Source organism: Candidatus Poribacteria bacterium (genome assembly GCA_016866785.1).
Lineage (GTDB): Bacteria > Poribacteria > WGA-4E.
In genome coordinates this window covers 1-2,679 of sequence record VGLH01000247.1, presented here as the reverse complement: position 1 = coordinate 2,679, position 2,679 = coordinate 1, and the positions used below count along the sequence as shown (strand labels likewise).

Below are 2,679 nucleotides of genomic sequence, written 5' to 3'. Positions count from 1 at the left end.
GAGAAGGTGTTCGGACGCATCGTCGTGCGAACCGGCGATCTGACCGCCGAGGACACGGACGCCATCGTGAACGCGGCGAACAGCTCGCTGATGGGCGGCGGAGGAGTGGATGGCGCGATCCATCGCGCCGGCGGACCGCAGATTCTGGAAGAATGCCGGCGGATCCGGGCGACGACCCATCCGGACGGTCTTCCGGTTGGCGAGGCGGTCTCGACCTCTGGCGGGCGTCTCAAGGCGCGGTACGTGATCCACACGGTGGGCCCGGTGTGGCACGGCGGGAACCAGGGCGAGCCGGAACTGCTCGCTTCCTGCTACAGAAACGCTTTGGTCGAGGGTGAGAGGCTGGGCGTGCAGTCGGTGGCGTTTCCCGCGATCTCGACCGGGGTGTTCGGCTATCCGGCGGACAAGGCAGCGCAGGTTGCCGCTGAGGCAGTGCAGGACTACCTCGCGGCGCACACCTCACCAGAGATGGTCCGGTTCGTCTTCTTTGGGCAGGAGGCGTACGTCGTCTTTCTGGCGAACGCCGGGCTCGGCTAGAGCTCAATGGCGATGTGGTAGTCCGACAGATAGGCGTCCATGTCGATCAGATCGTCGAACGCCATGTTCGCGACACCGGTGCGCACGGCATCCAGCGTCGCTTCGAGGTCGTCCAACTGAACGTGGTTCTGATGGAGCCATGCGATACGGTACGTCGGCTCGTGGTAGGTTGCGCCTCCCGAAATACGGAACGACCCGTCGCTCTCGACGGCGACGTCTACCTCGCGAAAGAGGAAATGCCCTTGGCTGTCCGGCGAGATCCACATCATGAGGATCGTCGGGTTCCCCTGCGGGTAGAAGATGACGTGCTCGAGACCGTTTTCGACTGCCCAAGCAATGATGGTCTGCTCGTGCGGTTTGGTGTACCGCTCGCGCAACGTTTCAACGACTTCCTTTTCCATGCGACTCCCCGTCGAGAATCCGGCGTAATACTCGAAGAGCGTGTGAAGGCTCTTCAGGGCAGATATCGATCGACTTCCGTCGCGGCGCCATAGTCGACGCCGTCGACCTCGAATCCGAACAGTCGTCGGAATTCGCTCCGGTAGCCGTCTACGTCCGCCAGACGACCCAGGTTCTCGTTTGTGACCTCGACCCATCGCCTCGCGATCTCCTCTTGTATATCCACGCGCATCTCGCGATCGTCGAGTCGAATGCGCCCGTCGTCATCGAGTGTAGCGTCACGACCGGGTCCAACGTGATCGCGTAACAGACGGTTCATCTGCTCGATCGGATCCTCGTGTGCGGCTCGATCCCTCATGACGGGATAGAGCATGCTGAGATAGAGCGGAACCGCGGGAATCGCCGCGCTCGCCTGTGTCACGACGGCTTTGTTCACGGAGACCAGCGCCTGTCCTCCCACGGACCGCCGTAGCTGGTCGTTCAGGTCCCGTGTCGTCGCTTCGAGATGCTCCTTGGCTCGCCCAATCGTGCCCCGTCGGTAAATCCCCTGAGTGAGTTCAGGTCCGGTGTATGAGAACGCGACGGCTCGCGCGCCCTGCGCCAGCAGACCTTCGTCGAGCAGCGCCCGCGTCCACAGACCGAAATCCTCACCGCCCATGACGGCGACCGTGTCGTCGATCTCGCTCTGAGTCGCCGGCGGCATCTCGACGAACGTAACCTCGCCGGAGTTCAGGTCGAGGCTCTTGATCCGTTCCGATGCGCCAACGGGCTTGAGCACCGACGTATGGACGACGCCGGTCGTCGGGTGCGTTCGTCTGGGCGACGCGAGCGAGTAGATCAGCAGATCCACGGGCCCGAGGTCGCGTTTGACGATGCCAAGCGTCTGACGCTTGAGATCGTCCGAGAACGCATCGCCGTTGAGACTGCTTGCGTAGAGCCCGTTCTGGCAAGCAGCCTCGTGGAACGCCACGGAGTTGTAGTAGCCTGCCGAGGCGGTTCGCCCGTCGCCCGAAGGGCGCTCGAAGAAGACACCCACCGTTCTGGCTCCGAACCCGAACGCGGCGGCAATGCGCGCCGCCAGTCCGTAGCCGGTCGAAGCCCCGACGACGAGCACGTTCAACCCGTCACCAGCCGCCCCCAGAGACGCTGTGACCCGGACCTGGCTCCGTAGGTTCTCCCGGCACCCGTCGGGGTGCGCATTCGTGCAGATGAAGCCGCGTATCCGGGGCTCTACGGTCTGAAGCGGCATGTGCGACTGCTCCGACGCGATCGCTGCCGCCCGACTCCGGCGTTGCCACGTCGGGTACGTCAGCGACGCGCTCAATAGACTAACGGATGTACGACTGCAACAGTTCGATCAACAGATCGATCTCAGCCACGGTGTTGAAGAGCGTCGTCGAGACGCGCGCGCCGTTCACTTCGTGGACGCCGCGCAACCGCATCTTGTGGCTTTGCCACACGCCGCCGATATACTCGTGGGCGGGAACGCCGTCGACGGAGAACGTCGTCAGCGCCGAGGCATCCGACCAATCGAGCGGCGTGTGGAGCGTGATTCCCTGGCACTCACCCAGCCGCGACCGGAGGTACTCTGCGAGCTGGCGCGACCATGACTGCGCCGCCTCGATTCCGAGCGCTTCGTGCCAATCGATGAGCGCGGCGATACCTCCGTACCTGCCGAAATCTCGCGTGCCGTACTCGAACCGCTGAGCGTTCGGAGACGGCATGAGTCCGTCATCGTCAGTG

General features: G+C 63.7%; 4 protein-coding genes. 1 reads left to right on the top strand and 3 read right to left on the bottom strand.

The annotated features are described in order from the left end of the window. Positions 1–6 precede the first annotated feature (6 nt). Positions 7–537 (top strand): O-acetyl-ADP-ribose deacetylase, encoded by a 531-nt coding sequence (locus FJZ36_18910; GenBank protein MBM3216970.1) that lies wholly within the window; start codon positions 7–9, stop codon positions 535–537. On the opposite strand, the gene FJZ36_18905 is transcribed toward FJZ36_18910, so the two are convergent. The 3 genes from FJZ36_18905 to FJZ36_18895 all read right to left on the bottom strand — a co-directional run bounded on the left by FJZ36_18905 (position 534) and on the right by FJZ36_18895 (position 2,660). Next, positions 534–938 (bottom strand): hypothetical protein, encoded by a 405-nt coding sequence (locus FJZ36_18905; protein MBM3216969.1) that lies wholly within the window; start codon positions 936–938, stop codon positions 534–536. The two genes, FJZ36_18910 and FJZ36_18905, sit on opposite strands and share 4 nt — an antisense overlap. A 53-nt stretch (positions 939–991) precedes the next feature. Next, positions 992–2,185: a trans-2-enoyl-CoA reductase family protein gene (locus FJZ36_18900; protein MBM3216968.1), complete on the bottom strand. Its 1,194-nt coding sequence runs from the start codon at positions 2,183–2,185 to the stop codon at positions 992–994. A 79-nt stretch (positions 2,186–2,264) separates the two neighbouring features. Then, positions 2,265–2,660, bottom strand: coding sequence for an aminotransferase class V-fold PLP-dependent enzyme (locus tag FJZ36_18895; protein ID MBM3216967.1), 396 nt, complete (start codon positions 2,658–2,660; stop codon positions 2,265–2,267). Positions 2,661–2,679: the final 19 nt, after the last annotated feature.